Origin of the sequence: Moraxella bovoculi 237 (assembly GCF_000696305.2) — a bacterium.
GTDB classification, from domain to species: domain Bacteria; phylum Pseudomonadota; class Gammaproteobacteria; order Pseudomonadales; family Moraxellaceae; genus Moraxella; species Moraxella bovoculi.
Map to the genome: position 1 here is coordinate 1 of NZ_AOMT01000014.1, position 5,117 is coordinate 5,117.

General features: G+C 49.1%; 2 tRNA genes and 3 rRNA genes. All 5 read right to left on the minus strand.

From position 1 onward, the window contains the following. Positions 1 to 8 precede the first annotated feature (8 nt). The 5 genes from rrf to MBO_RS03855 all read right to left on the minus strand — a co-directional run bounded on the left by rrf (position 9) and on the right by MBO_RS03855 (position 5,110). A 5S ribosomal RNA gene (gene rrf, locus MBO_RS03835) occupies positions 9 to 122 on the minus strand. Positions 123 to 239: 117 nt separating this feature from the next. Next, positions 240 to 3,098, minus strand: a 23S ribosomal RNA gene (locus tag MBO_RS03840). Between the two features lie 258 nt (positions 3,099 to 3,356). After that, positions 3,357 to 3,432 (minus strand) — tRNA-Ala (locus tag MBO_RS03845). 9 nt (positions 3,433 to 3,441) lie between these two features. Next, positions 3,442 to 3,518 (minus strand) — tRNA-Ile (locus MBO_RS03850). A gap of 61 nt (positions 3,519 to 3,579) precedes the next feature. Beyond that, positions 3,580 to 5,110 (minus strand): 16S ribosomal RNA (locus tag MBO_RS03855). Together the 16S, 23S and 5S rRNA genes with 2 tRNA genes alongside form the textbook arrangement of a ribosomal RNA operon. Between the last annotated feature and the right edge of the window lie 7 nt (positions 5,111 to 5,117).

Below are 5,117 nucleotides of genomic sequence, written 5' to 3' on the forward strand. Positions count from 1 at the left end.
AAATAAGATGCTGACGATGACCTACTCTCACATGGGCGAACCACACTACCATCGGCGCTAAGACGTTTCACTTCTGAGTTCGGGAAGGGATCAGGTGGTTCCATCTTGCTATTGTCGTCAGCGTAAAAGGATTAACAACGCTGTTTATGAGTCTGTTGTTTTGTTTTTATTCAAGATTGATTCAAGCTTGTTAGGTAAAATCTTTACACTTATTTCATACTAAACCACTTGGGTGTTGTATGGTCAAGCCAAACGAGCAATTAGTATTGGTTAGCTACACATGTCACCATGCTTCCACACCCAACCTATCAACGTCGTAGTCTACAACGGCTCTTTAGGGAAATCTTATCTTGAGGTGGGCTTCCCGCTTAGATGCTTTCAGCGGTTATCCCATCCGAACGTAGCTACCCGGCGATGCTTCTGGCGAAACAACCGGAACACCAGAGGTTCGTCCACTCTGGTCCTCTCGTACTAGGAGCAGATCCTCTCAAATTTCCAACGCCCACGGTAGATAGGGACCGAACTGTCTCACGACGTTCTAAACCCAGCTCGCGTACCTCTTTAAATGGCGAACAGCCATACCCTTGGGACCTGCTTCAGCCCCAGGATGAGATGAGCCGACATCGAGGTGCCAAACACCGCCGTCGATATGAACTCTTGGGCGGTATCAGCCTGTTATCCCCAGAGTACCTTTTATCCGTTGAGCGATGGCCCTTCCATACAGAACCACCGGATCACTAAGACCTACTTTCGTACCTGCTCGACTTGTGGGTCTCGCAGTTAAGCGCGCTTTTGCCTTTATACTCTTTGAACGATTTCCGACCGTTCTGAGCGCACCTTCGTACTCCTCCGTTACTCTTTAGGAGGAGACCGCCCCAGTCAAACTACCCACCATACATTGTCCTTGATGTTGTTACATCTAAGTTAGAACCCCAACATAACCAGGGTGGTATTTCAAGGATGGCTCCATGGCAACTGGCGTCGCCACTTCAAAGCCTCCCACCTATCCTACACAAGTTAGGTCAAAGTTCAATGTAAAGCTGTAGTAAAGGTTCACGGGGTCTTTCCGTCTAGCCGCGGGTACACAGCATCTTCACTGCGATTTCGATTTCACTGAGTCTCTGCTGGAGACAGCGCTGCCATCATTATGCCATTCGTGCAGGTCGGAACTTACCCGACAAGGAATTTCGCTACCTTAGGACCGTTATAGTTACGGCCGCCGTTTACTGGGGCTTCGATCAAGAGCTTCGCATACGCTAACCCCATCAATTAACCTTCCAGCACCGGGCAGGCATCACACCCTATACGTCCACTTTCGTGTTTGCAGAGTGCTGTGTTTTTAATAAACAGTTGCAGCAGCCTGGTATCTGCGACTGCCAACAGCTCAAAGAGCAAGTCTTATCACCATCGGCAGCGTACCTTCTCCCGAAGTTACGGTACCATTTTGCCTAGTTCCTTCAGCAGAGTTCTCTCAAGCGCCTTGGTATTCTCTACCTGACCACCTGTGTCGGTTTCGGGTACGATTTGTTTATGACTATCGCTTAGAAGCTTTTCCTGGAAGCAGGGTATTTGCCACTTCGCCAGTAAACTGGCTTGCTATCAGATCTCAGTAATAGTCTAGCGGATTTGCCTACTAAACCTACCTACATCCTTCCACCTGGACAACCAACGCCAGGCTGACATAACCTTCTCCGTCCCTCCATCGCATCATAAACAAGTATCGGAATATTAACCGATTTCCCATCGACTACGCCTTTCGGCCTCGCCTTAGGGGTCGACTCACCCAGCCCCGATTAACGTTGGACTGGAACCCTTGGTCTTCCGGCGAACGGGCTTTTCACCCGTTTTGTCGTTACTCACGTCAGCATTCGCTCTTGTGATACCTCCAGCATACCTTACGATACACCTTCACAGGCTTACACAACGCTCCCCTACCACTTAATTGAAACAATTAAATCCGCAGCTTCGGCTCCTAGTTTGAGCCCCGTTACATCTTCCGCGCAGGCCGACTCGACTAGTGAGCTATTACGCTTTCTTTAAATGATGGCTGCTTCTAAGCCAACATCCTAGCTGTCTGTGCCTTCCCACATCGTTTCCCACTTAACTAGGAATTTGGGGCCTTAGCTGGCGGTCTGGGTTGTTTCCCTCTTGACGACGGACGTTAGCACCCGCCGTCTGTCTCCCGGATATCACTCATCGGTATTCGGAGTTTGCATCGGTTTGGTAAGTCGGGATGACCCCCTAGCCGAAACAGTGCTCTACCCCCAATGGTGTTCGTCCGAGGCGCTACCTAAATAGCTTTCGGGGAGAACCAGCTATCACCGAGTTTGATTAGCCTTTCACCCCTATCCACAAGTCATCCCCTGGCTTTTCAACGACAGTGGGTTCGGTCCTCCGGTGCCTGTTACGGCACTTTCAACCTGCTCATGGATAGATCACTCGGTTTCGGGTCTATACCCTGCAACTTAATTCGCCCTATTAAGACTCGGTTTCCCTACGGCTCCCCTAAACGGTTAACCTTGCTACAGAATATAAGTCGCTGACCCATTATACAAAAGGTACGCCGTCACCCAACAAGTGGGCTCCGACTGCTTGTATGCACACGGTTTCAGGTTCTATTTCACTCCCCTAACAGGGGTTCTTTTCGCCTTTCCCTCACGGTACTGGTTCACTATCGGTCAGTCAGGAGTATTTAGCCTTGGAGGATGGTCCCCCCATCTTCAGACAAGATTTCACGTGTCTCGCCCTACTTAATATGTCGCATTTGCAGTTTCGCATACAGGACTATCACCTACTATGGTTGGCTTTCCCACGCCATTTTGCTACTACAAGTTTGATCGGCTACTCCCCGTTCGCTCGCCGCTACTTGGGGAATCTCTATTGATGTCTTTTCCTCGGGGTACTGAGATGTTTCACTTCTCCCGGTTCGCCTCCTAACCAAAGGTTAGGATAGCCAACTTATGTTGGCTGGGTTTCCCCATTCAGAAATCGCCGGGTCACAGGATATTGCCACCTCACCGACGCTTATCGCAGGCTATCACGTCTTTCATCGCCTCTGACTGCCAAGGCATCCACCATGTGCACTTCATTACTTGACCATACAACCCCAAAGGGTCTTTAATGTATGGGTAATGTGTAACGATTCACCTATGTTTACGCTTGATTCAGTTCTCTTTACTTTAGGTGATTGTATTGGGTACAATCACCATGGTTAATTATTTGTTGGAATTAAATAATTAACCCAGACTCATATATACGTTGTTAAATAGTGATATAAACTTCGTCAGTTTATAAAGTTAAAGCATAAATAAGAAATCTTATTTAAATTGCTTATGTATGCTTTTGATGTTTAATAATGGTGGAGTTAAGGAGAGTCGAACTCCTGACCTCCTGCGTGCAAGGCAGGCGCTCTACCAACTGAGCTATAACCCCATTTGTTAATGGTGGGTCTAATAAGACTTGAACTTATGACCCCCGCGTTATCAACACGGTGCTCTAACCAACTGAGCTATAGACCCGTTTTAAACATCTTACTAAAGAACAACTTGTTGTGAATTCTTGCCAATCAGATAATATCGTTAAGGAGGTGATCCAGCCGCAGGTTCCCCTACGGCTACCTTGTTACGACTTCACCCCAGTCATCGACCCCACCGTGGTGAGCGCCCTCTTGCGTTAGGCTACCCACTTCTGGTGAGATCAACTCCCATGGTGTGACGGGCGGTGTGTACAAGGCCCGGGAACGTATTCACCGCAGCATTCTGATCTGCGATTACTAGCGATTCCGACTTCATAGAGTCGAGTTGCAGACTCTAATCCGGACTACGATTGGCTTTTTGAGATTAGCATCACATCGCTGTGTAGCAACCCTTTGTACCAACCATTGTAGCACGTGTGTAGCCCTGGTCGTAAGGGCCATGATGACTTGACGTCGTCCCCGCCTTCCTCCAGTTTGTCACTGGCAGTATCCTTAGAGTTCCCGACCGAGTCGCTGGTAACTAAGGAAAAGGGTTGCGCTCGTTGCGGGACTTAACCCAACATCTCACGACACGAGCTGACGACAGCCATGCAGCACCTGTATGTAGATTCCCGAAGGCACTCCCGCATCTCTGCAGGATTCCTACTATGTCAAGACCAGGTAAGGTTCTTCGCGTTGCATCGAATTAAACCACATGCTCCACCGCTTGTGCGGGCCCCCGTCAATTCATTTGAGTTTTAACCTTGCGGCCGTACTCCCCAGGCGGTCTACTTATTGCGTTAACTGCGTCACTAAGTCTTTAAAAGACCCAACGACTGGTAGACATCGTTTACGGCGTGGACTACCAGGGTATCTAATCCTGTTTGCTACCCACGCTTTCGAACCTCAGTGTCAGTATGATGCCAGGAAGCTGCCTTCGCCATCGGTATTCCTCCAGATCTCTACGCATTTCACCGCTACACCTGGAATTCTACTTCCCTCTCACCTACTCTAGTCACCCAGTATCAGATGCAGTTCCCAGGTTAAGCCCGGGGCTTTCACATCTGACTTAAATGACCACCTACGCTCGCTTTACGCCCAGTAATTCCGATTAACGCTTGCACCCTCTGTATTACCGCGGCTGCTGGCACAGAGTTAGCCGGTGCTTATTCTGTAGGTAACGTCAGGGCTTGTGGGTATTAACCACAAGCTTTTCCTCCCCACTTAAAGTGCTTTACAACCAAAAGGCCTTCTTCACACACGCGGCATGGCTGGATCAGGCTTTCGCCCATTGTCCAATATTCCCCACTGCTGCCTCCCGTAGGAGTCTGGGCCGTGTCTCAGTCCCAGTGTGGCTGATCATCCTCTCAGACCAGCTACAGATCGTCGCCTTGGTAGGCCTTTACCCCACCAACTAGCTAATCCGACTTAGGCTCATCTATTAGCGAGAGCTAAAAGCCCCCTTTCTCTCGTAAGACGTATGCGGTATTAGCCATCCTTTCGGATGGTTATCCCCCACTAATAGGCAGATTCCTAAGCATTACTCACCCGTTCGCCACTAATCATATCTAGCAAGCTAGATAGTCATCGTTCGACTTGCATGTGTTAAGCCTGCCGCCAGCGTTCAATCTGAGCCATGATCAAACTCTTCAGTTTAATCTTT